Origin of the sequence: Streptomyces sp. NPDC020299 (assembly GCF_044387825.1) — a bacterium.
Lineage (GTDB): Bacteria > Actinomycetota > Actinomycetes > Streptomycetales > Streptomycetaceae > Streptomyces.
Genome location: NZ_JBIRWL010000003.1, coordinates 180,944 through 206,288 on the forward strand (window position 1 = coordinate 180,944; position 25,345 = coordinate 206,288).

23 protein-coding genes and 1 riboswitch are annotated in these 25,345 nt (G+C 69.4%); of the genes, 9 read left to right on the forward strand and 14 right to left on the reverse strand.

Going from position 1 to position 25,345, the window contains the following annotated elements; genetic code table 11:
* The 4 genes from cydD to hisC form a co-directional block, all read right to left on the reverse strand.
* Window positions 1–3,528 (reverse strand): thiol reductant ABC exporter subunit CydD, encoded by a 3,528-nt coding sequence (cydD, locus tag ACH45E_RS08705; RefSeq protein ID WP_361441909.1) that lies wholly within the window; start codon window positions 3,526–3,528, stop codon window positions 1–3.
* Between the two features lie 12 nt (window positions 3,529–3,540).
* Complete coding sequence (gene cydB / locus ACH45E_RS08710; protein ID WP_361441912.1) at window positions 3,541–4,545, reverse strand: cytochrome d ubiquinol oxidase subunit II; 1,005 nt, start codon at window positions 4,543–4,545, stop codon at window positions 3,541–3,543.
* Between the two features lie 27 nt (window positions 4,546–4,572).
* Window positions 4,573–6,081 (reverse strand): cytochrome ubiquinol oxidase subunit I, encoded by a 1,509-nt coding sequence (locus ACH45E_RS08715; protein ID WP_361441915.1) that lies wholly within the window; start codon window positions 6,079–6,081, stop codon window positions 4,573–4,575.
* A gap of 149 nt (window positions 6,082–6,230) precedes the next feature.
* Entirely contained in the window at window positions 6,231–7,310 is a 1,080-nt protein-coding gene (hisC, locus tag ACH45E_RS08720; RefSeq protein WP_361441918.1) for a histidinol-phosphate transaminase, read from the reverse strand.
* 450 nt (window positions 7,311–7,760) lie between these two features.
* On the opposite strand from hisC, the gene ACH45E_RS08725 reads away from it, so the two are divergent.
* From ACH45E_RS08725 to ACH45E_RS08735, 3 genes are all read left to right on the forward strand, one after another.
* Window positions 7,761–8,873 carry a LacI family DNA-binding transcriptional regulator gene (locus ACH45E_RS08725; RefSeq protein ID WP_361441921.1) on the forward strand — a complete coding sequence of 371 codons (1,113 nt, stop codon included), beginning with the start codon at window positions 7,761–7,763 and terminating at the stop codon, window positions 8,871–8,873.
* A 278-nt stretch (window positions 8,874–9,151) separates the two neighbouring features.
* On the forward strand, window positions 9,152–10,225 hold the full coding sequence (locus ACH45E_RS08730; RefSeq protein WP_361441924.1) for a metallophosphoesterase: 1,074 nt from the start codon (window positions 9,152–9,154) through the stop codon (window positions 10,223–10,225).
* A 182-nt stretch (window positions 10,226–10,407) separates the two neighbouring features.
* Entirely contained in the window at window positions 10,408–11,274 is an 867-nt protein-coding gene (locus ACH45E_RS08735) for a hypothetical protein (RefSeq protein ID WP_361441927.1), read from the forward strand.
* A 56-nt stretch (window positions 11,275–11,330) separates the two neighbouring features.
* On the opposite strand, the gene ACH45E_RS08740 is transcribed toward ACH45E_RS08735, so the two are convergent.
* From ACH45E_RS08740 to thiC, 4 genes are all read right to left on the reverse strand, one after another.
* Window positions 11,331–12,434 (reverse strand): hypothetical protein, encoded by a 1,104-nt coding sequence (locus ACH45E_RS08740; protein ID WP_361441930.1) that lies wholly within the window; start codon window positions 12,432–12,434, stop codon window positions 11,331–11,333.
* A 177-nt stretch (window positions 12,435–12,611) separates the two neighbouring features.
* Window positions 12,612–12,740, reverse strand: coding sequence for a hypothetical protein (locus ACH45E_RS08745; protein ID WP_361442668.1), 129 nt, complete (start codon window positions 12,738–12,740; stop codon window positions 12,612–12,614).
* A gap of 64 nt (window positions 12,741–12,804) precedes the next feature.
* Window positions 12,805–13,332 (reverse strand): hypothetical protein, encoded by a 528-nt coding sequence (locus ACH45E_RS08750; RefSeq protein ID WP_361441933.1) that lies wholly within the window; start codon window positions 13,330–13,332, stop codon window positions 12,805–12,807.
* Window positions 13,333–13,466: 134 nt separating this feature from the next.
* Window positions 13,467–15,269 (reverse strand): phosphomethylpyrimidine synthase ThiC, encoded by a 1,803-nt coding sequence (gene thiC, locus ACH45E_RS08755; RefSeq protein WP_361441936.1) that lies wholly within the window; start codon window positions 15,267–15,269, stop codon window positions 13,467–13,469.
* Window positions 15,262–15,418: riboswitch (TPP riboswitch) on the reverse strand. (Overlaps the previous gene by 8 nt.)
* 72 nt (window positions 15,419–15,490) lie before the next feature.
* Here thiC and ACH45E_RS08760 point away from each other — a divergent pair.
* Window positions 15,491–16,930, forward strand: coding sequence for a YibE/F family protein (locus tag ACH45E_RS08760; RefSeq protein ID WP_361441939.1), 1,440 nt, complete (start codon window positions 15,491–15,493; stop codon window positions 16,928–16,930).
* A gap of 93 nt (window positions 16,931–17,023) precedes the next feature.
* Here ACH45E_RS08760 and ACH45E_RS08765 read toward each other — a convergent pair whose 3' ends face one another.
* The 4 genes from ACH45E_RS08765 to ACH45E_RS08780 form a co-directional block, all read right to left on the reverse strand.
* The gene (locus tag ACH45E_RS08765) at window positions 17,024–17,461 is read right to left on the reverse strand and encodes an SsgA family sporulation/cell division regulator (protein WP_361441942.1); all 438 of its coding nucleotides are present in this window, start codon (window positions 17,459–17,461) and stop codon (window positions 17,024–17,026) included.
* 99 nt (window positions 17,462–17,560) lie between these two features.
* Window positions 17,561–18,286 (reverse strand): IclR family transcriptional regulator C-terminal domain-containing protein, encoded by a 726-nt coding sequence (locus tag ACH45E_RS08770; protein WP_361442608.1) that lies wholly within the window; start codon window positions 18,284–18,286, stop codon window positions 17,561–17,563.
* A 341-nt stretch (window positions 18,287–18,627) separates the two neighbouring features.
* On the reverse strand, window positions 18,628–18,840 hold the full coding sequence (locus tag ACH45E_RS08775; protein WP_361441945.1) for a DUF5326 family protein: 213 nt from the start codon (window positions 18,838–18,840) through the stop codon (window positions 18,628–18,630).
* 135 nt (window positions 18,841–18,975) lie between these two features.
* The gene (locus ACH45E_RS08780; RefSeq protein WP_361441948.1) at window positions 18,976–19,293 is read right to left on the reverse strand and encodes a cupin domain-containing protein; all 318 of its coding nucleotides are present in this window, start codon (window positions 19,291–19,293) and stop codon (window positions 18,976–18,978) included.
* Window positions 19,294–19,351: 58 nt separating this feature from the next.
* Between ACH45E_RS08780 and ACH45E_RS08785 the strand changes: the two genes are divergently transcribed.
* The 5 genes from ACH45E_RS08785 to ACH45E_RS08805 all read left to right on the forward strand — a co-directional run bounded on the left by ACH45E_RS08785 (window position 19,352) and on the right by ACH45E_RS08805 (window position 23,176).
* Window positions 19,352–19,729: a phage holin family protein gene (locus ACH45E_RS08785; RefSeq protein WP_361441951.1), complete on the forward strand. Its 378-nt coding sequence runs from the start codon at window positions 19,352–19,354 to the stop codon at window positions 19,727–19,729.
* A gap of 7 nt (window positions 19,730–19,736) precedes the next feature.
* Window positions 19,737–20,279 carry a low molecular weight protein-tyrosine-phosphatase gene (locus ACH45E_RS08790; RefSeq protein ID WP_361441954.1) on the forward strand — a complete coding sequence of 181 codons (543 nt, stop codon included), beginning with the start codon at window positions 19,737–19,739 and terminating at the stop codon, window positions 20,277–20,279.
* Entirely contained in the window at window positions 20,276–21,472 is a 1,197-nt protein-coding gene (locus ACH45E_RS08795) for a cystathionine gamma-lyase (RefSeq protein WP_361441957.1), read from the forward strand. Before ACH45E_RS08790 ends, ACH45E_RS08795 begins: the two co-directional genes overlap by 4 nt.
* 227 nt (window positions 21,473–21,699) lie before the next feature.
* Window positions 21,700–22,605: a LysR family transcriptional regulator gene (locus ACH45E_RS08800; protein WP_361441960.1), complete on the forward strand. Its 906-nt coding sequence runs from the start codon at window positions 21,700–21,702 to the stop codon at window positions 22,603–22,605.
* 88 nt (window positions 22,606–22,693) lie between these two features.
* A complete protein-coding gene (locus ACH45E_RS08805; RefSeq protein ID WP_361441963.1) occupies window positions 22,694–23,176 on the forward strand; it encodes an NUDIX hydrolase in 483 nt (160 codons plus the stop codon).
* A 3-nt stretch (window positions 23,177–23,179) separates the two neighbouring features.
* Here the strand turns inward: ACH45E_RS08805 and ACH45E_RS08810 are convergent, their stop codons facing one another.
* The gene (locus tag ACH45E_RS08810) at window positions 23,180–24,406 is read right to left on the reverse strand and encodes a globin domain-containing protein (protein WP_399040290.1); all 1,227 of its coding nucleotides are present in this window, start codon (window positions 24,404–24,406) and stop codon (window positions 23,180–23,182) included.
* A gap of 211 nt (window positions 24,407–24,617) precedes the next feature.
* Window positions 24,618–25,250: a haloacid dehalogenase-like hydrolase gene (locus ACH45E_RS08815; protein ID WP_361441969.1), complete on the reverse strand. Its 633-nt coding sequence runs from the start codon at window positions 25,248–25,250 to the stop codon at window positions 24,618–24,620.
* Between the last annotated feature and the right edge of the window lie 95 nt (window positions 25,251–25,345).

Genomic DNA, 25,345 nt, shown 5'->3' on the forward strand with positions numbered 1-25,345 from the left:
TCAGCGGACGCCGGCCGGCGCCTCCGCCGCCGCCTCCCGCTGAGCCATCCCGCGCAGCGGACCGTCCACGGCAGCCAGCTCGGTGTACGGCCCGCGCTGCACCACCCGCCCCCCGTCCAGCACGACCACCTCGTCCACGGCCTCCAGCCCGGCCAGCCGGTGCGTGATGAGCAGCGTCGTACGGCCCTCGGTGGCGGCCAGCAGATCGGCGGTGAGCGCGTCGGCCGTCGGCAGGTCCAGGTGCTCGGCGGGCTCGTCGAGCACCAGCACGGGGAAGTCGGCCAGCAGCGCACGGGCCAGTGCCAGCCGCTGCCGCTGGCCGCCCGACAGCCGCGCCCCGTGCTCGCCGACCAGGGTGTCGAGCCCGTGGGGCAGTGCGTCCACCCAGTCGAGCAGCCGGGCCCGCACGAGCGCCTCCCGCAGCTCCGCCTCCGTGGCGTCCTTCTTCGCCAGCAGCAGGTTCTCGCGCACGGAACTGTCGAAGAGGTGCGCGTCCTGTGCGCACAGCCCGACCAGCCGCCGTACGTCGTCGCCGTCGAGCGCACGGGCATCCACACCCGCCAGCGTCCAGGAACCCGCCCGCGGATCCAGGAACCGCAGCAGCACCTGGGCGAGAGTCGTCTTGCCGGACCCGGACGGTCCGACGACGGCCACGCGCCGCCCCTCGGCGAGCGTCAGATCCAGCCCTGCGAGGGCGTCCCGGTCCGCTCCCGGGTAGCGGGCGGTCAGTCCCTCGAGGACGACCGGGAACGGCGACGCGGGCGCCTGCCGGGGCCGTGCCGGTTCCCGTACGGGCTCGGGCGCGTCCAGCACCTCGTACACCCGCTCCGCGCTCCGGCGCACCCGCTGCCGGTACCGCACGGCGAGCGGCATGCCCAGTACGGCCTCGAAGGCGGCCAGTGGAGTCAGGACGACCACGGCCATCGCCACCCCGCTCAGCCGGTCCCCGGCGACCGCCTGGGCGCCCAGCAGGGCGGTGGCGGCGACGGTCAGGCCGGAGCACAGCGCGGTGAGCCCGTCGCCGAGCGCGGTGGCGGTGGCGGCGCGCCGCGCGATCCGGGTGAGGGCGCCGTCGGCTCGCCGCGCCTCGTCCGTACGGGCGGGCAGAGCGCCGGCGACCGTCAGCTCGGCGGTGCCGGTCAGCAGGTCCGTCACCCGGGTCGCGAGCACTCCCCGGGCGGACGCCAGCCGCCGCTCGGCGCGCCGGGCCACGGCACCGGTCAGCAGCGGCACCCCGGCCCCGGCGGCCAGCAGCCCCGCCGCGAGCGCGGCCCCCGCCTCGGGGAGCAGCCACGCGGTGAAGCCGACGGAGGCGGCGGAGACTGCCACCGCGACACCCGCGGGCAGCAGCCAGCGCAACCAGTAGTCCTGCAACGCGTCCACGTCGGCGACCAGCCGGGTCAGCAGATCGCCCCGCCGGGTCCGCCGCAGCCCGGCGGGGGCCAGCCGCTCCAGCCGCCGGTACACGGCGACCCGGGTGTCGGCCAGCATCCGCAGCACGGCGTCGTGCGACACCAGCCGCTCCGCGTACCGGAACACGGCCCGCCCGATCCCGAAGGCCCGCGTCGCCGTCACGGCCACCATCAGGTACAGCACGGGCGGCTGCTGCGAGGCCCGGGAGATGAGCCACCCGGAGGTCGCCATCAGCCCCACGCCACTGCCGAGCGCCAGCGATCCGAGCAGGAGCGCAAGCGCGAGCCGTGCGCGGCGGGGACCGGCGAGGGCACGGATGCGGCCGAGGACGTCCCCCGAGGACACCGCGAGGTCCGTCTCGGGCTCGTCCTCGGCGAGGGTGCCGTTCGGTGTCTGTCCCGTTCCCGTGGCCGCGGACGTCCGCGACTGGGAATCCGCGGGCACGGGGGACACGGGGGACTCGGCCGCCTCCAGCCGCACCACCCGGTCCGCCACCTCCAGCAGCGCCGGCCGGTGCACCACCAGCAGCACGGTCCGCCCGACGGCCAGCCGCCGGACCGCCGCCACCACGTCGGCCTCCGTCGCGCCGTCCAGCGCGGCCGTCGGCTCGTCCAGCAGCAGCACGGGCCGGTCGGCGAGAAAGGCCCGGGCCAGCGCGAGCCGCTGGCGCTGGCCGGCGGACAGCCCGGCCCCGTCCTCGCCGAGCACCGTCGCGGCACCCTCGGGCAGCGCGTCCACGAACTCCAGGGCTCCCGCGTCCCGCAGCGCACGGCGTACCGCGTCGTCGTCCGCGCCGGGACGGGCCAGCCGTACGTTCTCCGCGATCGTCCCGGCGTACAGGTGCGGCCGCTGCGGCACCCACGCGACCCGCGACCGCCACCGCACGGGGTCGAGGCCGGCGAGATCGGCTCCCCCGATCCGCACCCGGCCCGCATCGGGCCGCACGAACCCAAGCAGCACGTTCAGCAGCGTCGACTTGCCCGCTCCGCTGGGCCCTACCAGCGCCACCGTCTCCCCGGGTCCGACCGTGAAGGACACATCCGTCACGGCGTCCGCGGAGCGCCCCGGATAGCGGACGGTCACCCCTTCGAAGGCCACCTCGAGGGCCGCGTCGACGGCCGACGCCCCCGACGGCACCGCCCCGGTCCCGGCCGCCGGAAGGGGCGTCTCCAGCACGGTGAAGATGTCCTCCGCCGCCGCGAGCCCCTCCGCCGCCGCGTGGTACTGCGCGCCGACCTGGCGCAGCGGCAGGTACGCCTCCGGCGCCAGCACCAGGATGACCAGACCGATGTACAGGTCCATGTCGCCGTGGACCAGGCGCATGCCGATCGTCACGGCGACCAGCGCGACGGAGAGCGTGGCGAGCAGTTCCAGCGCGAAGGAGGAGATGAACGCGATCCGCAGGGTCCGCATGGTCGCCTGCCGGTATTCGCCGGTGATGCGCCGGATGGACTCGGCCTGCGCCTTGGCCCGCCCGAACACTTTCAGGGTGGGCAGTCCGGCCACGACGTCCAGGAAGTGCCCCGAGAGCCGGGACAGCAGCCGCCACTGGCTGTCCATGCGGGACTGGGTGGCCCAGCCGATCAGCACCATGAAGAGCGGGATGAGCGGCAGCGTGCCGACGATGATGGCCGCCGACACCCAGTCCTCGGTGACGATCCGCGCCAGCACCGCGACCGGTACGACCACCGCGAGCCCCAACTGCGGCAGATAGCGCGAGAAGTAGTCGTCCAGGGCGTCGACGCCCCGGGTGGCCAGCGTGACCAGCGAGCCGGTCCGCTGCCCGCTCAGCCAGCCGGGGCCCAGCGCCGCCGCCCGGTCGAGGAGCCGCCCGCGCAGTTCCGACTTCACCGCCGCACTGGCCCGGTGCGCGGCCAGTTCGGTGAGCCAGGAGACCAGGGCACGGCCGACCGCCACGGCTGTCAACAGCAGTAGGGGAGTGCTCAGTTCACCGGACGTCCGGCCGTGCTGGAAGGCACCGGCCACCACCTCGGCGATGAGCATGGCCTGGGCGATGACCAGTCCCGCTCCGATGGCGCCCAGGCCGATGACCGCCACCAGGAACAGCCGGGTGGCACGGGCGTACCGGAGGAGACGCGGATCGATCGGTTTCACGTGAAACACACCTCAGTGCGCTGCTTCGGCGATGTGCTGGGTACCGATCCGCTTCCGGAACACCCAGTAGGTCCACCCCTGGTACAGCAGCACGATCGGGGTGGCGATCGCCGCGCACCAGGTCATGATCTTCAGGGTGTACGGGCTGGACGAGGCGTTGGTGACCGTGAGGCTCCAGTGCTCGTTGAGCGTGGACGGCATGACGTTCGGGAAGAGCGACAGGAAGAGCATCGCGACCGCGGCCACGATGGTGACTCCGGACAGGGCGAACGACCATCCCTCGCGCCCGGCCTGGTTCGCGACGAGTGCCGCGACCAGTGCAGCGACCGCCACGACCAGGGCGACCAGGCTCTTGCCGTCACCGCTGTCGGCCTGCGTCCACACCAGGAAGGCCAGCGCCAGCACGGCGGCGACGAGGCCGACCCGGAGAGCGGTCTTCCGTGCCCGTGTCCGGATGTCCCCGACGGTCTTCAGGGCCGTGAACACCGCGCCGTGGAAGGTGAACAGCGTCAGGGTGACCAGCCCGCCGAGCAGCGCGTACGGGTTCAGCAGGTCCACCAGGTTCCCGGTGTACTCGAAGTGCTGGTCGATCTTCACGCCCCGCACGATGTTGCCGAAGGCCACGCCCCACAGGAAGGCCGGGATCAGTGAGGTCCAGAAGATCGCCGTCTCCCAGTTGCGCTGCCAGTTCTCCTCGGGCCGCTTCGCCCGGTACTCGAAGGCGACGCCCCGGACGATCAGGCAGACCAGGATGACCAGCAGCGGCAGATAGAAGCCGGAGAACAGCGTGGCGTACCACTCGGGGAAGGCGGCGAAGGTCGCGCCGCCCGCTGTGAGCAGCCATACCTCGTTGCCGTCCCAGACGGGACCGATGGTGTTGATCAGCACCCGCCGCTCGGGCCGGTCACGGGCGAGCAGCTTGGTGAGGATGCCGACCCCGAAGTCGAAACCCTCGAGGAAGAAGTAGCCGGTCCACAGGACGGCTATCAGGACGAACCAGACGTCGTGAAGTTCCATGACAGTGCAGCTCCCTTGACCCGAGGCCTAGTACGAGAAGGCCATCGGCTTGTCGGCGTCACGGGTGTCGCCGCCGATCTTCGTGGGCGGGTTGAGGTCGGCCTCGGTGAGCTCGGGCGGTCCGGCCTTGACGTACTTCACGAGCAGCTTGACCTCGACGACGGCGAGGACGGCGTACAGCGCGGTGAAGACGATCATCGAGGTGAGGACCTCGCCCTGGGACACGCCGGGGGAGACCGCCTGGCGGGTCTGCAGGACGCCGTAGACGACCCACGGCTGGCGGCCCATCTCGGTGAAGATCCAGCCCCAGGAGTTGGCGATCAGCGGGAAGGCCAGCGTCCAGATGGCGATGCGCCAGTACCAGGTGGTGAGCTTGGGGCCGAGCGCCTTGTTCGGGAGCAGGACCAGATGCGGCACCTCGTCGTCGCCCACCCGAAGGTGCTGTGGCAGCAGGAACTTCTTGCGGGTCAGCCACAGCCCGGCCAGGCCGATGGCGAAGGACGCCATGCCGAAGCCGATCATCCAGCGGAAGCCCCAGAAGGCGACGGGGATGTTGGGCCGGTAGTCACCGGGCCCGAACTTCTGCTGCTCGGCCTTGTTGACGTCGTTGATGCCGGGCACGTACGAGGAGAAGTCGTCGTCGGCGAGGAAGGACAGCAGACCCGGTATCTCGATGGCGACGGTGTTGTGGCCCTTGTCGACATCGCCGTAGGCGAAGATCGAGAACGGCGCCGGCTTCTGGCCGTCCCACAGCGCCTCGGCGGCGGCCATCTTCATCGGCTGCTGCTTGAACATCACCTTGCCGAGGGTGTCTCCGCTGACCGCGGTGAGCAGACCCGCGATGACGACCGTGACCAGGCCGAGCCTCAGCGAGGTCTTCATCTCCCGGACGTGCTTCTTGCGGGTGAGGTGGTAGGCGGCGATGCCGACCATGAACGCGCCGCCGGTCAGGAAGGCCGCGGAGAGGGTGTGGAAGGCCTGGCTGAGCGCGGTGTTCTGGGTCAGCACCGCCCAGAAGTCGGTGAGTTCCGCGCGGCCCTTCGCCTTGTTGATCCGATAGCCGACGGGGTGCTGCATCCACGAGTTGGCCGCGAGGATGAAGTACGCCGACAGGATCGTGCCGAGCGAGACCATCCAGATGCAGGCCAGATGGATCTTCTTGGGCAGCTTGTCCCAGCCGAAGATCCACAGACCGATGAAGGTGGACTCGAAGAAGAACGCGATCAGGGCCTCGAAGGCGAGCGGGGCGCCGAAGATGTCGCCGACGAAGCGTGAGTAGTCGGACCAGTTCATGCCGAACTGGAACTCCTGCACGATGCCGGTGACGACCCCCATCGCGATGTTGATCAGGAAGAGCTTGCCCCAGAACTTCGTGGCCTTGAGGTACTTCTCCTTCTCCGTGCGTACCCACGCCGTCTGCAGCCCGGCCGTGAGGGCGGCCAGGGAGATCGTCAGGGGGACGAACAGGAAGTGGTAGACGGTGGTGATGCCGAACTGCCAGCGCGCCAGCGTCTCCGGCGCCAAAGCCAACTCCACGTCGCCGGCCTCCTTACATCGACGAGCTTGTGAATGCGTTCACATTCACAAGCCATTATGACGCATAGCCGTTCGACGCCGGAGAAGGGGGGTCCCTCCAACCGGGCCGACCGGCCCCACCAGGCAGGATCCGGCCGGCCCACGGCCGCCTAGGACTCCTTGCGGAACTCCTCCGCCACCTTCACGAAGATGTCGTTCGCCTCGGCCTCCCCGACGGTCACCCGCACACCCTCGCCCGGGAACGGCCGGACCACGACGCCGTGCCGCTCGCAGGCCTGCGCGAACGCGACCGTGCGCTCCCCCAGCCGCAACCACACGAAGTTGGCCTGGGTCTCGGGCACCGTCCAGCCCTGGGCGCGCAGCGCGTCGACCACGCGGTTGCGCTCGCACACCAGCGAGCCGACCCGGCCGAGCAGCTCGTCCTCCGCGCGCAGCGAGGCGATCGCCGCCTCCTGCGCCAGCTGGCTCACGCCGAAGGGCACCGCCGTCTTCCGCAGCGCCGCCGCCACCGGTTCATGGGCGATCGCGAAGCCGACCCGCAGCCCTGCGAGACCGTACGCCTTGGAGAAGGTCCGCAGCACACAGACGTTCGGCCGGCTCCGGTAGAACTCGACACCGTCGGGCACCTCGGGGTCCCGGATGAACTCCCGGTAGGCCTCGTCCAGCACCACCAGCACATCGCGGGGCACCCGGTCGAGGAAGCGCTCCAGCTCGGCCCGCCGCACGACGGTGCCCGTGGGGTTGTTGGGGTTGCAGACGAAAATCAGCCGGGTCCGGTCGGTGATCGCGTCCGCCATCGCGTCCAGGTCGTGCACATCGCCCGGCGTGAGCGGCACCTGCACCGAGCGCGCCCCGCTGATCTGCGTGATGATCGGGTACGCCTCGAAGGACCGCCAGGCGTAGATGACTTCGTCGCCCGGCCCGCTGGTGGCCTGGATCAGCTGCTGGGCGACGCCCACGGAGCCGGTGCCGGTGGCCAGGTGGGAGACGGGCACGCCGAAGCGGTCCGAGAGCTCCTCCATCAGGCCGGAGCACGCCATGTCCGGGTAGCGGTTGAAATTGCAGGCCGCCGCCGTCACGGTCTCCATCACCCCGGGCAGCGGCGGGTAGGGGTTCTCGTTGGAGGACAGCTTGTACGCGACCGGTCCACCGGCCGCGGCAGGCCTGCCCGGCTTGTAGGTGGGGATACCCTCCAGCTCGGCGCGCAGCTTGGGGCTCGTCTCGCTCACCGCAGTCCTCCTCGCGACCACCGGCGGACCGTCAGCGCCGCCGGCTTCCAATACTCCTCACCTTATGAGGATTCGGCGTTTCTGCGTACAGCTGAGCGATGACAGCGACGGCCTCGGACAGCTCGCTGCACTCATGCGTTCCGCCACACCGGCATCACGGGCATCACCACCCCAAGGCGTACGTATCGGGGGGCGCGCCGCACATATATCTATGCGCCGGTGGCTCGCGCCCTGGCGCGCATCACCCGTGAAGGTGAGTTGAGACCTCTTCGAGACATCGGACACTTAGCAGGCCTATGCGCGCCAACAAGTCACGTCTTGCCTTTGGAGCGTTCAACTACCTTTTTTTCTAAGGTAGTTGACCCCCTATGACCATGCAGAAACGTGCCTGTCAACGCGTGCATATGCGTCCGCACTACCCCACCGCATGAGCCCTACTATCGGCTCGCCATGACAGCAGCAGGGAAGCACCAGGTGAGCCGCGCGGAAACCTCACGTCGAGGCAGTCGGCCGGGCCGGGCAGGCATCAGAGACGTCGCCGCCGCCGCCGGGGTCTCCATCACGACCGTCTCCGACGCCCTCAACGGCAAGGGCCGGCTCCCGGACGCCACCCGCCGCCATGTCCGAGAGGTCGCCGACCGGCTGGGGTACCGGCCCTCGGCCGCCGCCCGCACACTCCGTACCGGCAAATCCGGTCTGATCGGCCTGACCGTGACGACCTACGGGGATGAACCTTTCACCTTCACCGAGTTCGCGTACTTCGCCGAGATGGCCCGCGCGGCCACCTCGGCCGCGCTCGCCCGCGGCTACGCCCTCGTGATCCTGCCCGCGACCTCCCGCCACGACGTGTGGTCGAACGTCGCCCTGGACGGCACGGTCGTCATCGACCCCTCCGACCAGGATCCCGTGGTCAGCGAGCTGGTCCGGCAGGGCCTGCCGGTCGTCTCGGACGGCCGCCCCGCCGGGTCCCTCCCGGTCACCGCCTGGGTCGACAACGACCACGAGGCCGCGGTCCTCGGCATCCTGGATCACCTCGCCGCCGCCGGGGCCCGCAGGATCGGCCTGCTCACCGGAACGACCACGGACACCTACACCCACCTGTCCACCACCGCGTACCTGAACTGGTGCGAGCGGGTCGGCCAGGACCCGGTGTACGAGGCCTACCCGGCGCACGACCCCTGCGCCGGCGCCGTCGCCGCCGACCGGCTGCTCGCCCGGCCGGACCGGCCGGACGCCGTCTACGGCCTGTTCGACCCGAACGGCACCGACCTGCTGGCCGCCGCCCGCCGCTACGGCCTGCGCGTCCCGGACGACCTGCTCCTGGTCTGCTGCAGCGAGTCCACCGTGTACGCCAACACCGAGCCGCCCATCACCACGCTCTCCCTCAAGCCCCGCCGCATCGGCACGGCCGTGGTTCAGCTGCTCATCGACGCCATCGAAGGCGTGGAGTCGGACCACCCGGTGGAGCAGGTGATACCGACGGAGCTGATCGTGCGCACCTCCTCCCAGCGCCGGCCGCCCCGTACGACCATCAGCCCGCCGCGCGCGCCGGAGAGGAGCTGACGGCCGGTCCCGGCGCCGCGACCAAGGGGAGTGCCCGGAGACTCGCCGGCGAGGCCCGAGGGGGGACCACAGGCGGCCGGCACCGGGATCAGCAGTCGGTCGAACCCCTGCCCAAACGGGGCGAAAGCCGCGGTGAACTGGCGTCTTGCTCCGATTCACCACCCCTGGGTCATCACACGGCGCGATCCGCATTCCTATGATGGGCCCACGACACCGCGGGCCGCTGCGACCAGGCAGTCCGATGCGGTGCAGATGCGGCGCGATGGTGGAGGGGTCTGATGACTCAGGGGGCCGGTCAGGGACCCGAGGTGGAGCGGACGGCGACGTTGCGCGACTTCCGGGTGCCCGCGTACGTCAACGAGACCGGTCCGTACGTGCGCAGCACCCACCCCGGTGACACCGCGCCCGCCGTCGAGGAGGCGTATCCCGAGGGGTACACGCCCACCGAGCGCGACCTGCCCGTCATCCACCGTGGCGACACCGTCCAGGTGACCGTCGAACCGGGACCCGCACCGGCCGCCCAGCCCAACACCGGCCCGGGCCCGCTGTACGTCGTCGGCGACGTGCACGGCTATATCGACGAGCTGGTCGCCGCCCTCCAGGAGAAGGGCCTGATCGACGCCGTCGGCCAGTGGTGCGCGGGCACCGCCCGGCTGTGGTTCCTCGGTGACTTCACCGACCGCGGCCCGGACGGCATCGGCGTCATCGACCTGGTCATGCGGCTGTCCGCCGAGGCCGCCGCGGCCGGCGGCTACTGCAAGGCGCTCATGGGCAACCACGAGCTGCTGCTGCTCGGCGCCAAGCGGTTCGGCGACACCCCCGTCAACTCCGGCGCCGGCACCGCCACCTTCCAGGCGGCCTGGCTGCTCAACGGCGGCCAGAAGACCGACATGGACCGTCTCCAGGACCACCACCTGCAGTGGATGGCCCGCCTGGACGCCGTCGAGGAGGTCGACGGCTACCTGCTCGTCCACTCCGACACCACCGCCTACCTCGACTACGGCGACTCCATCGAAGCGGTCAACGACACCGTCCGCGAGACCATCACGCGCAACGACGCGGACGAAGTCTGGGACCTGTTCCGCAAGTTCACCAAGCGCTTCTCCTTCCGCGAGGGCGGCGCCGAAGCGGTGCGCTCCCTCCTCGATACGTACGGCGGCACCCGCATCGTTCACGGCCACAGCCCCATCCCCTACCTGCTGGGCGAGGCCGGCTCCGAGGAAGAGGACGAGGACACCGGTCCCGTGGTCGAGGGACCCCACGTCTACGCGGACGGGCTGGCCATCGCGATGGACGGCGGAGTGACCATGGCCGGAAAGCTGCTGGTCCAACAACTTCCGCTAGGTGGCTGAGCGTTCGCCGGGCAGGCGTTCCCCCGGCGGCGTTCGTGCAGGCCGGCACCCAATTTCCGGCAACCCCCTGTCACCACGCGCCGTGACGGCTCTACCATCGGCTTATCCGTAGCAGGCTCCCCTCCGTTTCTGCCCGACGGCTCGTCGACGTGCGAGCCCCAAGCCCTACGGAGCATCGGGGGATGCACATGAACAGCGTTCCGCAGCACCTGCTGAACGAGGACCGCCAGGAATACGAGCGGATCCTCGATGAGGCGCTGCGCTCCGCACCACACCGCCCGGAACTGGTCGCTGTAGGACAGCGGCTCAACCCCGAACAACTGCGCACCATGGCGCTCAACGCCACCGCACTCATCACGGCGGCCGCGGCGACCGAGTACCAGTACTACGTAAAGGTCCGCGAGGAACTGCGCCGGCCGGCGCCGCCCACTCCGTCCTCCGTCCCCCTGGCCAAGTCCGCGGAGCCGGGCACGGGTCCGATGGGGCTCGCCACCACCCTCGGCGAGGCCGCCGAGACCGCCGGCGCGGGCGCCGTCGCCATCGTCGCGGTCCTCGCTCCCGTGCTCGCCGGTACCGCCGCGGCGATCTTCCTCCTCGTCGGCTACATCCTGAAGATGCTGGACCCGGCTCCGGCCTTCGCCCAGACGATGATCACCACTGGCTGGGTGTTCGGCGCCATGACGGCTGCCGCGATCCTGGTCGCCGCCGTCGGCCTGCTCCTCACCGCCCTGCGCAACAACCCCTCGCTCGACGACGGACTCCACGGGGAGGCGACCGAGGAAGTGACCCGGGCCAGGGAGGCCTGGCACGAGGCCCTGCTGGAGCGCGGCATCCTGCCCTTCCTCCAGGAGGCGCTCGCCGCCCCCGGCACCAGCTCCCTGCACCACATGACCCCGCCGTCGCCGACCGGGCGCATGCCCCGGCTCGGCTACGACCGACCGGGATTCAGCAGCCCCGACGACGGCACCACTCCGGGCTCTCGCCCGAGCTTCAGCAGCCCGGACTACACGAGCCCGGACTTCGGTGGCCCGGAGCACCAGCCGGAATGACCCCTGGCTTGCGCCCCCGGCGGGGGCGCAAGCCGGAGACGGGGCACGCCTGCGCACTACAGACGTCTGAGGACCTGCGCCTCCACTCGTTCGACGCTCGTACGGCTGAACACATGCACGAGACTGAGATGGAACAGGGCGGGTGCCAGAGGCGCCCACCGGTGGACGCGGTCCTCCCGCAGCATGTACCTCACCACCGACGCGGGGCGGAAAGGAACGTAGTCGATCGTCTCGTGCTCCCACCGGTCCGCGACACCCCGGCTCATCCGCGCCTGGAGATCCTCGCTGCGCAGCTCCTTCAGCCGGGCGTAGAAGTGACCGCTCCAGTGGCGCTTGTTCGTGTCCAGTACGAACGCCAGGAGCTCCAACGAGTACTCATGGGGCTCCAGTGACAGTTCCTCCCGCATGCCTCGGCACGCCACGGCATGCAGATCGGGTGCGCTGCGCCCCGAGGAGTCGATGTGGCGGGAAAGCCCCTCGTTGACAGAGGAGTTCCACACACCCGGAGCCATCCGCACCCGCTCGCTGCGCCGGCTCACCACCAGCATGTCGTCGGCCGTCACCACCGCGACGTTGACGGCGAAGCTGCACTGCAGGAAGGCCGGCGCGGTCAGGGGGCGGTCGGGATCCAGGTAACGGGACCGCGGTGTCGTTCCGTCCGGCAGCCGGCGGTCGAGTTGCTGGGCGGCGAGGAACGTGTAGTAGTCGGTCGGACGCAGTCTCAGATGGACCTCGGGCTTCTCCTCCAGCGCGGTCCGGGAGATGTCGAACGACTCGACCGCGTACCGCGGGCCGTTCCACAGCGGGACGCGTCCCTCGGCTCGCAGGCGTTCGCTCTCCCCGGCGATCTCATCCAGCCAGGGCGCCATGTCATCAGGCAGTTTCACCTCCTCGTCGAGCACATGGACGAAGACCGTCTCGGCAGGAACCGGGGTCTCGCCGTCGCCTTCCACGATCAGGGCGGACGTCTGCAGAGGCCCGAGCGAGAACGTCCGCCAGGCGGGCCCCGACTCCTCCTGGCGCCTCAGACCGCGGATCGCACTCGACGAACGCCTCCGCAGCCAATACCAGCCGTCCTGCAAAGGCTGCTGGAACAGCACCGCACACAACATGCCGAGTACGGCACCCACCACTCCATTGGCAACATCGATCCCGCCCATGCCGGAGACAGTAGTGATCTTGCCGGGCGGCGACCGGCGGCTTGCCCTTTCCGTTACGACGAGCGGCCCTCGGCGGACGGTCCCGGGTCAGCCAGGCTGTGCCGGGAGAGACCGGGCGGTCCGTGCTCCCTGCCGGCTTCAGGCCATCCGGCAGCACGGACCACCCGTCGTCCGGGCTCAGTCCGCGATCGGCAGATACACACGGTTCCCGCTCGCCGCGACCTCCTTCGACTTCTGCGCCGTACCCTCCTCGATGTCGGCCTGAGTTTTGCCGTGTTCACGCCTGATGTCGTGTGAGATCTTCATGCTCGACAACACGAGCCAGGAATCGGAAAGCACCGGGGCAACCGCAGGTTGTGCGCGTCCGGCCTCAGAAGGTTGCCCACTCCGAGCTCGGAAGGCGGTGATAGACGTCGTCGATCCATTCAGAGGCGACAAAGACCGGCCGAGTGAGCACGACATCTCCGACCCTCTGCACGCACATCACCAGACCGAGAGTCTGTGAGCCCGGGTCAGCCCCGGGCATGTAGAAGAGTTCGCAGTACGGTTCTCTCACCTCGGCGCGCTCTATGAGCCACTGCTCCATCTCAGAGGGGACACGTCCGACGAGCGCCTTCCCGTCAGCCAGGACCTGGGGCCCGAGGCGGGCGTCCACCGTAATGCCGGCCAAGCGGACGCCATCCGCGTAGTAAGCGGTCAGGCCCACGTCCGTGAAGCCCTCCAGACCCGTCACGGTGTCTCCCCACGGGATGCTCTTGCGGTAGCCCGCTGCACCCCGGCCAAGGGCACTGGCCACTTCTGCGGGGCGCATTCCGAACATCAGCGGGCCGATGCGCTCGAACGGCTCCAGCGTCCATTGCAACCGCTCGTCGTCGCGCTTCACATCCCATATGCCCATGCCCGTGAGCCCACCTCTTCCTGACGATCGAGCGCTGAAGCAGGCAGCTTACGGTGGATCACAACCCGGCCATACGGCCAAGCGCCGCCCCCGGCTTTCAGCTTTTCTGGGGACGGCGCCTCTACTGGCGTCGGTCAATCCGCTATCGGCAGGTACACCCGGTTCCCCGCCTCAGCGAACTCCTTCGACTTCTGGAGCATCCCCTCGGCTACCTCCTCAGCCGACGCCCCCTCAGCCGCCGCACCACCGAACCGCTCTGTGATGCTTTGACTGATCTTCATGCTGCAGAATTTCGGCCCGCACATGGAGCAGAAGTGGGCCGTCTTGGCGGGCTCGGCCGGGAGCGTCTCGTCGTGGAACTCCCGTGCCGTGTCCGGGTCGAGGGCGAGGTTGAACTGGTCCTCCCACCGGAACTCGAAGCGGGCGTCGGACAGTGCGTCGTCCCATTCCTGGGCACCTGGGTGGCCCTTGGCGAGGTCGGCTGCGTGGGCGGCGATCTTGTAGGTGATGACGCCGGTCTTGACGTCGTCACGGTTGGGCAGGCCCAAGTGCTCCTTGGGCGTGACATAGCAGAGCATCGCCGTGCCCCACCAGGCGATCATCGCGGCACCGATGCCGGAGGTGATGTGGTCGTACGCCGGTGCGACGTCCGTGGTCAGCGGGCCGAGCGTATAGAACGGAGCTTCATCGCAGATCTCCTGCTGAAGGTCGATGTTCTCCTTGATCTTGTGCATCGGGACGTGTCCCGGACCCTCGATCATGGTCTGTACGTTGAAACGCTTGGCGATCCCGTTGAGTTCCCCAAGCGTTCGGAGTTCCGCGAACTGCGCCTCGTCGTTGGCGTCCGCGATCGAGCCCGGCCTGAGACCGTCGCCCAGCGAGTACGTGACGTCGTAGGCGGCGAGGATCTCGCAGAGCTCCTCGAAGTTCTCGTACAGGAACGACTCCTTGTGGTGCGCCAGGCACCAGGCCGCCATGATCGAGCCGCCGCGCGAGACGATGCCGGTCTTGCGGTTCGCGGTCAGCGGCACGTACGCCAGACGCACGCCGGCGTGGACGGTCATGTAGTCCACGCCCTGCTCGGCCTGTTCGACGACCGTGTCCTTGTAGATCTCCCAGGTCAGTTCCTCGGCCTTGCCGTCGACCTTCTCCAGTGCCTGGTAGAGCGGCACCGTTCCGATGGGGACGGGGGAGTTGCGCAGCACCCACTCGCGGGTGGTGTGGATGTTGCGGCCGGTGGACAGGTCCATGACCGTGTCGGCGCCCCAGCGGGTCGCCCAGGTCATCTTCTCGACCTCCTCCTCGATGGAGGAGGTCACCGCCGAGTTGCCGATGTTGGCGTTGACCTTCACCAGGAACCGCTTGCCGATGATCATCGGCTCGATCTCCGGGTGGTTGACGTTGGCGGGCAGCACTGCCCGGCCCGCCGCGATCTCCTCACGGACGACCTCGGGAGAAACGTTCTCCCTCAGCGCCACGAACTCCATCTCGGGTGTGATTTCGCCACGGCGTGCGTAGGCGAGCTGGGTGACCGCCTGGCCGTCCCGGCCCCTGCGCGGCTGGCGGGGCCGTCCGGGGAAGACCGCGTCGAGGTTGCGCAGGCCGCCCCGGGGCGAGGTGTGCTTGATCCCGTCGTCCTCAGGGCGGACGGGACGGCCCGCGTACTCCTCGGTGTCTCCGCGGGCGATGATCCAGTTGTCCCGCAGCGGCGACAGGCCCCTGCGGACGTCGGTCTCGACAAGTGGATCGGTGTACGGGCCGGAGGTGTCGTACAGCGTGACCGACCGGCCGGTGGTGAGGTGCACCTGACGGACCGGCACGCGCAGGTCGGGGCGCGAACCCTCGACATACCCCTTGTGCCAGCCGATGGACTTCCCGGCCTCCCCGTCGCTGGAGAGCTGCGTGGAGGCAGGCGTGCGTGCGTCCTTGTTGGTCATGAGACCTACTCCCTACGCCGGCATTACCCGGTAACAGGTTCGGCGGTCGACGCAGCGGTTTCCGTCTGTCGGTGTTCCACGTGAAACATCGCGAAGACGGAGGTCAGCGCCCTCTCAGCCCGGTGCTCCGAGCTCCCGCGTGTGCAAAGGTGCCTCCACGCTAGCGTCATTTGTGGCGCGGTGAACAGTCCGCCTCTGCCCGTTCTTGCAATGATCGGGCGGTGACCACGACGCAACAGCCTCCGTACCCGCCCCCCGAGCCGCCACACGGGCACGGCCCTGGCGACGGCTCAGAATCCGGCCACGCCGCCGGTGAGGGGCGCGGGGACGGCGGAGAACACGGACAGGGCGGGGGACACGGGCACTCCCACAGTCACAGCCACGGCCCCGCGGCCCCGGTCTCCAAGCATCTGCGCAAGGTCATCGCGGCCATTCTGATCCCGTTCACCGCGGCGGTAGTGGTCGGGCTCGTGGTTCTGTGGCCCGGCGGCGCCCCTCCGCACAAGCGAACGGGCGTCGGCTTCGACCGGCAGACGCAGCAGGCCACAGTCACCAAGGTCGTGGAGGTCAGCTGCAAGTCGGTGTACGCCTCCGGGGGCACCTCGACCGGCGACACCTCCACCGCCGGGGTCAGCTCCGCGCAGCAGGAGGCGAGTGGCACCTGCAAGAAGGCGACGATCCGGGTCGACACCGGCAAGGACAAGGGCCGTACGTTCACGGAGATCGTGCAGCCGGACCAGCCACGACAGCTGCACCAGGGCGAGAAGGTCGTGGCCGCCTACGAGCCCTCGGCGCCGAAGGACCTGCAGTACTCGGTGACCGACGTCAACCGGCGCTTCCCGACGGCACTGCTGGCCGGGATCTTCGCACTCGCCGTCGTGGTCGTCGGGCGGATGCGTGGCGTCATGGCGCTGGTCGCGCTGGCCATCAGTTTCCTGATCCTCAACTTCTTCATCCTGCCCGCGATCCTGCAGGGGTCGAACCCGCTGATCGTGGCGGTGGTCGGCGCCAGTGCCATCATGCTGATCGCGCTCTACATGTGCCACGGCCTGTCGGCCCGTACATCGGTGGCCGTCCTCGGCACGCTGATCTCGCTGTCCCTGATCGGTGTCCTCGGCAAGCTGTTCATCGGCTGGGCCGCCCTCACCGGCAACACGGACGACAGCACCGGTCTGATCCACGGCCTGTATCCGTCGATCGACATGAGCGGTCTGCTGCTCGCCGGTGTCATCATCGGCTCGCTCGGTGTCCTGGACGATGTGACGGTGACACAGACCTCGGCCGTGTGGGAACTGCACGAAGCCAATCCGTCGATGGGCTGGCGGGGGCTGTACCGCGCGGCCATCCGTATCGGCCGTGACCACATCGCATCCGTCGTCAACACGCTCGTGCTGGCCTACGCGGGTGCCGCGCTGCCGCTGCTCCTGCTGTTCTCCATCGCGCAGAGCAGCGTGGGCACGGTCGCCAACAGCGAGCTGGTGGCGGAGGAGATCGTTCGCACGCTGGTGGGTTCGATCGGTCTGGTGGCCTCCGTACCGGTCACCACCGTCCTAGCGGCTCTGGTGGTGGCGGCCGACCGTCCGGGAGCGGCGCCGGCCGCGGCCGGCGTGAGTTCGCCGGCTCCGGCACGCGGTGGACGGGGTCGGCGCCGGAAGCGGTGAGGCTGCGGCAGGAGTTGACGGAAGCAGGCGGAGAAGCGTTACTGCAAGCTCCCCGGTGCCGAGGCGGAGCTCCCCGGGCCCTGCCGTGACGCTTCAGCCGGCGCTCTGCTCCTCGGCCAGGATGCGGTCCAGAGCCTCGTCGAGGTGGGTGTCGAAGTCGGCCAGCGCCCCCTCCTGCCCCAGCGGCACCAGCTTGTCCGTACGGTCGAGGAAGGCCACCAGCGGGGGCGTCGAGGAGCGGAACAGGGCCTGGTCCGCCCCCACCTGAAGCCTGATCAGCACCTCACCCAGCGCCTCGGGGCCTGCGGGCGAGATGCGCACATCGCCGTCGCCGCACGGCCGGCCCACCCCGTCAACCAGCAGCTCGCGCCCGAAGGCCCAGGTCACCGGGGCATCACCAGGCAGGTGGAAGGTCAGCCGCACGGCATAGGGATCACATGTCTCGTACCGCAGTTCCACGGGGATGCGGAAGGAGAGCTCCTCCGACACGAGAAAGCTCATCATGACTTCTGCCTGTACGGACTCGCGCATCGCCCATCCCGTCATAGGACACCGACTGGCCGGTAATGACCCCTTTGACACTGATGAAATCTTGCTGAAAGTACACAGGAGATCACAAGGAGTGAGTTTTCAGATACTGATAGAGACCGCGATCGAGCCCAGGTTCCGGCCGATTTCCGTCTGGAGCCGCTGGACCGCGGGCAGCAGCCGGTCGGACTGATGGGACGGCAGGGAGATGGCCATCGTGGCAGCCGTGGTGCCGACGGTGATCGGGATCGCGGCACAGACCGTGCCCAGCGCGTACTCCTGCCGCTCTGTCACCGGTTCCATCCGCCGGATCCGCTCGAGGCGCCGCAGCAGGGCGTGGTCGTCGCGCACCGTGTACGGCGTGAGGGACTGCGCGGGATAACGGTCGAGGTGGTCCCGGCGGGCCTCCTCGTCCAGTTGGGACAGCAGACACTGACCGATGGCGTGCGCGTGCCCGGTCTCGCGGAAGTCGGCCCACTCCTCGACCGCAGGGTTGCCCGGGGTGTCGGAGACACACATGACCTCGATCTCGCCCTCGCGGTACATGGCGTAGTACACCGGCACACCGAGGGAGTCCCGGCAGTGCGCCAGCGCGTCGGCGACCGTGCTGCGACGTTTCTGCTTCGCTCCGCTGCTGCTCAGCCGTTCGGCCGCCTCACCGAGGAAGAACAGTCCCTTCTCCCGGCGCAGATAACCCTCGTGCACCAGGGTGCGCAGCAGGTGGTACGCCGTGGGGAGGGCGAGCCCGGTCTCGCGGGCCAGTTGCTTGGCGGGGGCTCCGTACTCGTGACCGGCGACGGTCTCCAGCAGGCGCATCGCGCGTTGCACCGATCCGATGAGGGTCGCGGACTGCCGCTGTTCGGGAATCGCCACGGTGTGCGGCCGCCCGGCCGCAGGTGTGGCGGTGCGTGGCTGGGGCTGGGTGGGGGGTGCGGGCGGTTCCGCGGGTGCGGTGTCGACCGTGGCCAAGAGGTCACTCCCGAAGCGCGAGGGGGCAGCCCGTGCAGCAGGAACACGGGGTGGGGGTGTATGCCGTCCCCGGGGCTGGGCCCCGTGGCGAATTCCGGACTCTAATCGCCCGCCACCGCTCGCGGACCGCTCGCCCGGAAAACTTCCCTCGCCCGAGGGAACCGGCGCTCCCTGTTACCGTCACCGGCTCCCTCTACGGCTCACCAGTCGCTGCGCGACGAGGAGCCCGCCATGAACTTCCGCACGATGTAGATGAGTCCGCCGACCAGGGCCACGAAGACCAGCGCCTTGAAGAGCAGGCCGATCACGAACCCGACGACGGTGGCTATCAGACCGCCGAACACGACCAGGGCGATGACCGGCACCGCGACCCACTTCACCCACCACGGCAGACCCGCGAAGATCTCTCGCATTGCCCTTGTCCCTTGCTCTCGAAGTCGTGCTCCAGATGTCCTGCCTCGATGCTAGGTCCGCGAGGGGGCTCGGCGGGGGCCTCGCACCCCTTGTCCTCCCCTGACCGTTCCCCTAGGGAATCACCGGGGTCGGCTTCACGCTTCGGGCGGAGAGAACACCACCAGGACCCTGAGGTCCTCGCTGATGTGGTGGAACTTGTGAGCGACCCCGGCCGGCACGTACACCACGCTGCCGCGTGCCACCTGGATGGTCTCCAGGCCGACCGTGATGGAGGCCCGGCCGCTGACGACGAAGTACACCTCGTCCTGGTTGTGCGGCTTCTGCGGGTCGTGCTCGCCCGCGTCGAGGGCGTACAGGCCTACCGACATGTTCCGTTCTCGCAGGAACTGGAGGTATGCACCCGCGTTGGCGGCGCGCTCCGCCTCCAGTTCGTCCAGCCGGAATGCCTTCATCCTGTTGTCGCCCTCGCCCTACTGCTCGCAGCCGTTCAGGTCTGCCACGATCAGACACATGAAGAATTTCATAGTCAAGACGATCGCCAACGCGGGCGCTCTGGCGGTCGCCGTATGGCTGCTCGACAAGATCACTCTGACCGGTGACAACACCGCCAAGAAGGCCGGCACGCTGATTGCCGTCGCGCTGGTCTTCGGCCTGGTGAACTGGCTGGTCAAGCCGCTCCTCAAGGTGCTGACCTTCCCGCTGTTCATCCTCACGCTCGGCCTGTTCACCCTGGTGGTCAACGCGCTGATGCTGCTGCTGACCTCGTGGGTGTGTGACAAGCTCGACCTGAGCTTCCACGTGGAGGGCTTCTGGACGGCCGTGCTCGGCGGCCTGATCATCTCGATCGTCTCCTGGGCTCTGCACGTCGTCCTGCCCGATGAGGACTGAGCCAGTCATGACCTACCGCGTCTGCTTCGTCTGCACCGGCAACATCTGCCGGTCCCCGATGGCCGAGTCCGTCTTCCGCGCGCGCGTGGCGGAGGCCGGGCTGGAGGATCTCATCGAGGTCGACAGCGCCGGCACCGGCGGCTGGCACGAGGGCGACGGTGCCGACCCGCGCACCGTCTCCGTCCTGGACGGCCACGGCTACGACAGCGACCACACGGCCCGCCAGTTCCAGGCGTCGTGGTTCGCCCGCCTCGACCTGGTGATCGCCCTCGACACCGGGCACCTCAAGGCCCTGCGCCGCCTGGCACCCACTGAGGAGGACGCACGGAAGGTGCGGCTGCTGCGCTCCTACGCCCTCCCGTCACCCGACCACCACCCCTCAACGAGCGCTTCGCACACACCTGCCGATTGCGCGGGCGACGACCTCGACGTACCGGACCCGTACTACGGGGGCCTGGACGGCTTCGAGGAGTGTCTTGAGATGGTGGAGGCGGCGAGCACCGGTCTGCTCGCCTCGGTACGGCACGAAGCGGAGGGACGAGCGGCATGAGCGAGCCGGCTGCGGGCAACACCGGCCCGGGCGCGGAGACGGGCCCTGGAGGCGCCGGACACGGTCTCTCCAGCCCGGGCGAGGGCACGCGCGCGGTGCGGGCCGGGCTGCCCGAGCCGGTCAAGCACGAGCCCACCCTGCCCGGGCCCGTGTTCGCCGCCCACTTCCACCTGCCGGGCGATCCCACGGGGCCGTACACCTACGGCCGCGACGAGAACCCCACCTGGACCCTGCTGGAGCGCGCCATCGGCGAGCTCGAGGCCCCTGGGCAGGACGGCGTGGAGACGCTGGTCTTCTCCTCCGGCATGGCCGCCACCTCGTCCGTGCTGTTCTCCCAGTTGCGTACCGGGGACGCCGTCGTGCTGCCCAGTGACGGCTACCAGGCGCTGCCCTTGGTGCGCGCCCAGCTGGAGGCGTACGGCATCGAGGTGCGCAGCGCGCCCACCGGCGGCGACGCCCAGCTGGAGGTCCTCGACGGGGCGAGGCTGCTGTGGATCGAGTCGCCGGCCAACCCCGGGCTCGACGTCTGCGACATCCGGCGGCTCGTGGGCGCGGCTCACGCACGTGGCGCCCTGGTCGCCGTCGACAACACGCTCGCGACGCCGCTCGGGCAGCGGCCACTGGACCTGGGCGCCGACTTCTCCGTGGCCAGCGGCACCAAGCAGCTCACCGGACACGGGGACCTCCTGCTCGGATACGTCACCGGCCGAAACGGCGAGGCCATGGCCGCCGTACGCCGCTGGCGCAAGATCGCCGGAGCGATCGCCGGGCCCATGGAGGCATGGCTGGCCCACCGCTCCCTGGCCACGCTCCAGCTGCGGGTGGACCGGCAGAACGCCACCGCCCTGACTCTCGCCGAGGCCCTGCGGGAACGGCCCGAGGTGAGCGGGCTGCGCTATCCGGGCCTACCGGACGACCCCGCGCACAAGATCGCCGCACAGCAGATGCGCCGCTACGGGTGTGTCGTCTCCTTCACGCTGCCCACGCGCGCGCGTGCCGACCGGTTCCTCGACGCCCTCCGGTTGGTGGACGACGCGACCAGCTTCGGCGGGATCCGCTCCACGGCCGAACGGCGCGGCCGCTGGGGCGGGGACGCGGTGCCGGAGGGATTCATCCGGCTGTCGGTCGGCGCCGAGGACCCGGAGGACCTGGTGGCGGATGTGCGCCGGGCGCTGGACGAGTCGGCGGGCTGAGGGCGGGACGAGAACCCGCTGGGATCCGTGCCGTGCACGACGGACGGTCCGAGCCTCCCCCCTCGTGGCTCGGACCGTCCCGGTTCCGCACGCGCAGAACCGCGCGAACAAGGCTAGTTGACTCTCTGTCAGTGTCCAATCACGCTAGCGACAGAGACCTATCGACTTATTTATAGTTGGACCTGTCCGGGGGACGGGAGAAGGGCAGGGAAAGGGGAGGGCGTTCCATGGATCTGGCCTTGCTGCGCACCTTCGTGACCGTGCACCGGGCCGGCTCCTTCACCCGCGCCGCCGCGCTTCTCGGTCTCTCCCAGCCGGCCGTCACCTCCCAGATCCGCACCCTGGAAAGGCAGCTGGGCCGCCCGTTGTTCCTGAGGCAGGCCCGCGGGGTGACCCCCACGAGCATCGGCGACGAGCTCGCGCACAAGGCCGCGCCGCATCTCGACGCGCTCGTGGAGATAGCCGAGACCGGGCTCGACGACGAGTCCTCGCTGCGCACCCTGCACCTCGCCGGGCCGCCCGAGTTCACCGCGGAACGCGCGCTCCCCGCCCTCACCGAGCTCGCCGGGAACGACGGGCAGGGTTTCGCGCTGCGCGCCTCCTTCGGGACCGCCGAGGAGATTCTCGAGGGGCTCGCCGCGGGGCATCACGATCTGGTCATCTGCACGGCCCGTCCGCGCGGTGCACTGCTCACGGCGACTCCGCTGTGCGATGAGGAGCACGTCCTGGTCGCCGCCCCTCACTGGGCCGAGCGGATCGGCTCGGGGAAACCGCGCCGCAAGGGGGCCGCCGCCCTGGAGAACCTGCCTGTGGTCGAGGTCCACGAGTCGCTGCCCTTCGTCTCCCGGTACTGGGCCTCCGTCTTCGACTCCCGTCCCTGCGCGTCCGGCACCGTCATCGTTCCCGACCTGCGCGCCGTCCTCGCCTGCGCGAGCGCCGGGGCCGGGCTGGCGGTACTGCCCCGCTATCTGTGCACCGCCGCCGTCCAGCAAGGTGACGTGGTCGCACTGCACGAGCCGGACGTGCCCCCACTGCGGACATACTTCCTGGTGGTACGTACCGGCACGCTCGCGATGCCCCATATCGCGCGGGCGCACGAGTGGCTTCAGCGGGCGGCGGCCGACTGGTGCTGACGCGAGGGCGCACTGCGGTCACGGCGTGCGCTCACCCGGTGGCGCTTTGCGATGTTTCACGTGGAACCAACCGGGCGACATTTCTCCCATGACCGTCCGACCCGTGGTCAAGCGCACCGCCCGTGCCGTTCTTCTCGACGGTGACGACCTGATCCTGATCAAGCGCACCAAGCCTGGTGTCGATCCCTACTGGGTCACGCCCGGTGGCGGTGTCGAACCGAGCGACACGACCGTCGTCGACGCCCTGCACCGCGAGGTGCATGAGGAGCTCGGCGCCAAGATCACCGATGTGGTGCCCTGCTTCGTGGACACCGTGGAGCACATCGGCGAGGACGGCGGCGCGACCGGCGTGAAGGTGCAGCATTTCTTCGTCTGCCGACTGGAGTCCATGGACCCCTCGTTGCGCCACGGCCCCGAAATGGACGCGCCCGCCGGCGAGTACGAGATCGTCCGTGTGCCCTTCACGCGGGTCGGTATCGCCTCCGTCCACCTCGTCCCGCTGTCCTTGCGGCACTACCTGGACGGCAACATCGAGGGCGTGAGGGCCATGCATGCCCCGGATCTGGGCTGAGGCTCAGTTCGCGGCGACCACGAGTTCCTCGACCGCGTCGTGGCGTATCCGCTCCGGGGGGATACCGACGTTCCTGAGCGCGTCGACGCCGCTGCGGATCATTCCGGGCGGCCCGGAGAGATATGCCTCGTACTGGGCCCACGGGCCGTACTCACGCACGGCGTCGGGAAGCTGGAGGTTCGCCTGCTGGTCGACGATCGCGCGGACGGAGAGCCAGGGATGGCTCTGCTGGAGCCTCAGCATGGTGTCGATGTCGTACAGGTCGTGGTCCGTGCGGGCGCCGTAGAACACCTCGACGGGGCGGCGTTCGCCGTGCTCGGCGACATCCTCGACCAGTGCCTTGATGGGCGCTATGCCGGTGCCGCCGCCGAGACAGAGCAGACCGCTGTCGGTGGTGTGGTCGACGGTCATGGACCCGGTGGCCGGACCGAGCCGGACGACGTCTCCGGGGCGCGCCCGGTGCACCAGGGCATTGGAGATCCAGCCCGCGGGAACGGCCTTCACGTGGAACGTCAGCAGCCCGTCGCTGCGAGGGGCGGAGGCGAAGGAATAGTGCCGCCAGACGCGGGGCCACCAGGGCGTCTCCACGCTCGTGTACTGCCCGGCGAGGAAAGGGTAGGGCTGGTCCGGGCGAAGAGTGAGGACCGCGACGTCCGGCGTCCTGAGATCGTGCGCGACGACCTCCGCATGCCACCAGGCCGGCAAGCGCAGTTCGTCGGCGGCCGCCGCGTCGATCATGACCTGCGACATCATCGTGTAGGCCCGCACCCAGGCCGCCTCTGTCTCAGCGTCCCAAACGGCGGAGGCGTACTGGCTCAGGGCGCCGACCAGACACTCGCCGAGGGCCGGGTAGTGCTCGGGCCGGGTGCCGTACTTGCGGTGACCGCGACTGAGATTCTGCAGGTAGTCGACGAGGACGGGCGTGTTGTCGATGTGCTCGACCGCCGTCAGCAGCGCCTTCAGCAGCCGCTCCCGCTGAATGTCCATCGCGGGTGGGAACAGCGGTCGCAGGTCGGGGTGGCGCACGAAGAGCAGAGCGTAGAAGTACGAGGTGACCTTGTCGGCCACAGGAGCGACTTCGGCCATGGTGCGGCGTATGAGGAGGGCGTCCGGGGAGGGGTGTTCCGGACCACCACCGCCCGGTGGGACAGCTGGCGCGGTGTGCGGCGTGAACCAGCCGCCCCCGCCGGACGTGCCGTTGTCCGCCGACGTGGTGGTCGGAGCGTCCATAATGTGCCTCGCCTCGAACATCTTTCGGTCGGTCTGCGCACCTCCGGAACCGGAAGATGCCCGCTTTCCCCCCCACGGCCGGCTGCAGCATGCCCCCAGAGCGGATACTTCTGGCCGCATACCCAGAAATACGTCCTTCGATCTTTCCGTCTCAATTAGCTGGATCGCCGTGAACCGGAGTCGACCCTACCGGCCACCGCCCGCCACACAATTACCGGGCAGGGCCCACCAATTGGTAGGCATCCCACAGATCCCGCCCCGTGTAGGAGTGTGTCGCGAGACCCGTCAGACTTGCGTCCGCATTGATCGCGACGGACACCGGCACCACCGTGAAGAGATCCCGGTCCGACATCGAGTCGCCGTAAGCGACACAGTCGGCACGCGTCACCCCGAGCTTCTCGCACAACTGGTCCGCGATCCGCACTTTGGCGGCGGAGTTGAGCGCACCGGCCGGATCCACCGGCTCGGTGAACGGCACAGCGGGAAAGCGGGACCCGAACGCCGCATGCGCTCCCCAGCCCAGGAGCCGTTCCACGAAGAACGAAGGCGAGAGCGACACCACAGCGCAATAGTCACCGCCATCCCTGATCTTCGCCCACACATCACGAATCCTGGCCAGCCAAGGAGCCCCCTCGAAAGCGGCGATCACATGCGCCTCGGTGAGTTCCGCCCACAGCACACGCGCATGCATCGCGTATTCCGGCGGTCCGATCCGTCCTGCCGCCATCTCCAGATCGAGGGCCACCGCCTCGGCCTCCAAGCCGAGTTGGCGGGAAATTTCCACTGGAGCGGTCGTGCCATGCAGCAAAGTTCCATCAAGGTCGAAGAGATGAAGTCTCGGCATGCCATAGAGGCTAATGGGAAGGCTTGGTGACCCTTCTGCGGCCTGCCGGATGCTCGTCGTTCGCCGACGTTTCACGTGAAACACCCCGTGCCTGT

What these genes read in the sequence shown, in the direction of transcription:
- cydB (WP_361441912.1), bottom strand. Translation starts at nt 4,545, where the DNA reads ATGGAACTTCACGACGTCTGGTTCGTCCTGATAGCCGTCCTGTGGACC.
- ACH45E_RS08725 (WP_361441921.1), top strand. Translation starts at nt 7,761, where the DNA reads ATGACAGCAGCAGGGAAGCACCAGGTGAGCCGCGCGGAAACCTCACGT.
- ACH45E_RS08730 (WP_361441924.1), top strand. Translation starts at nt 9,152, where the DNA reads ATGACTCAGGGGGCCGGTCAGGGACCCGAGGTGGAGCGGACGGCGACG.
- ACH45E_RS08735 (WP_361441927.1), top strand. Translation starts at nt 10,408, where the DNA reads ATGCACATGAACAGCGTTCCGCAGCACCTGCTGAACGAGGACCGCCAG.
- ACH45E_RS08740 (WP_361441930.1), bottom strand. Translation starts at nt 12,434, where the DNA reads ATGGGCGGGATCGATGTTGCCAATGGAGTGGTGGGTGCCGTACTCGGC.
- ACH45E_RS08745 (WP_361442668.1), bottom strand. Translation starts at nt 12,740, where the DNA reads ATGAAGATCTCACACGACATCAGGCGTGAACACGGCAAAACTCAGGCC.
- ACH45E_RS08750 (WP_361441933.1), bottom strand. Translation starts at nt 13,332, where the DNA reads ATGGGCATATGGGATGTGAAGCGCGACGACGAGCGGTTGCAATGGACG.
- thiC (WP_361441936.1), bottom strand. Translation starts at nt 15,269, where the DNA reads ATGACCAACAAGGACGCACGCACGCCTGCCTCCACGCAGCTCTCCAGC.
- ACH45E_RS08765 (WP_361441942.1), bottom strand. Translation starts at nt 17,461, where the DNA reads ATGCGCGAGTCCGTACAGGCAGAAGTCATGATGAGCTTTCTCGTGTCG.
- ACH45E_RS08775 (WP_361441945.1), bottom strand. Translation starts at nt 18,840, where the DNA reads ATGCGAGAGATCTTCGCGGGTCTGCCGTGGTGGGTGAAGTGGGTCGCG.
- ACH45E_RS08780 (WP_361441948.1), bottom strand. Translation starts at nt 19,293, where the DNA reads ATGAAGGCATTCCGGCTGGACGAACTGGAGGCGGAGCGCGCCGCCAAC.
- ACH45E_RS08785 (WP_361441951.1), top strand. Translation starts at nt 19,352, where the DNA reads ATGAAGAATTTCATAGTCAAGACGATCGCCAACGCGGGCGCTCTGGCG.
- ACH45E_RS08790 (WP_361441954.1), top strand. Translation starts at nt 19,737, where the DNA reads ATGACCTACCGCGTCTGCTTCGTCTGCACCGGCAACATCTGCCGGTCC.
- ACH45E_RS08795 (WP_361441957.1), top strand. Translation starts at nt 20,276, where the DNA reads ATGAGCGAGCCGGCTGCGGGCAACACCGGCCCGGGCGCGGAGACGGGC.
- ACH45E_RS08800 (WP_361441960.1), top strand. Translation starts at nt 21,700, where the DNA reads ATGGATCTGGCCTTGCTGCGCACCTTCGTGACCGTGCACCGGGCCGGC.
- ACH45E_RS08805 (WP_361441963.1), top strand. Translation starts at nt 22,694, where the DNA reads ATGACCGTCCGACCCGTGGTCAAGCGCACCGCCCGTGCCGTTCTTCTC.
- ACH45E_RS08810 (WP_399040290.1), bottom strand. Translation starts at nt 24,406, where the DNA reads ATGGACGCTCCGACCACCACGTCGGCGGACAACGGCACGTCCGGCGGG.
- ACH45E_RS08815 (WP_361441969.1), bottom strand. Translation starts at nt 25,250, where the DNA reads ATGCCGAGACTTCATCTCTTCGACCTTGATGGAACTTTGCTGCATGGC.